The organism is Oleiphilus sp. HI0079, from assembly GCF_001635105.1.
The window spans coordinates 1-409 of the sequence record NZ_LWFT01000400.1; the positions used below are offsets into that span (position 1 = coordinate 1).

Sequence of the window (409 nt, forward strand, 5' to 3'; positions counted from 1 at the left end):
CCAGTAAACGGCCTGCTGTCATGTTCGGCTTGAATCCAAAGTAACCTTGTTTATTCACTTCACCAATGACATACACTTCTTGGTTCATTGCCGACGGAATAAAAATATAGTCGCCGTTAATCAAAGGAATGTTCATCAGCGCATCGCCTTTGCGAAGGAGCGCGTCAAAGTCGATCGGGAGTATGTCGTCACCACGACGAACAAAGCTATGTTGTAGATCGGCCAGTTCGATGGTGTTGTTGTCGAATACACCAACTGAGAGGCCTTCCGCTTTTGCGATTGCGTCTGCGAGGCGAATAGAGCCGTCAAAGTAGTAAAAGCCTGGTTTCGTGACTTTGCCCATGATCGTAAAGCTCGAGCTACGCATTTCGTATGGGATAAGAGACACTTTAGGGTAGTGAATATACTT

Annotated in this window: 1 protein-coding gene; it reads right to left on the minus strand. The window is 46.5% G+C overall.

Annotated elements, in window-relative coordinates:
• Positions 1-343: SLBB domain-containing protein (locus A3750_RS05325; protein ID WP_197474914.1), on the minus strand; the 343-nt coding region annotated here is incomplete at its 3' end.
• Between the last annotated feature and the right edge of the window lie 66 nt (positions 344-409).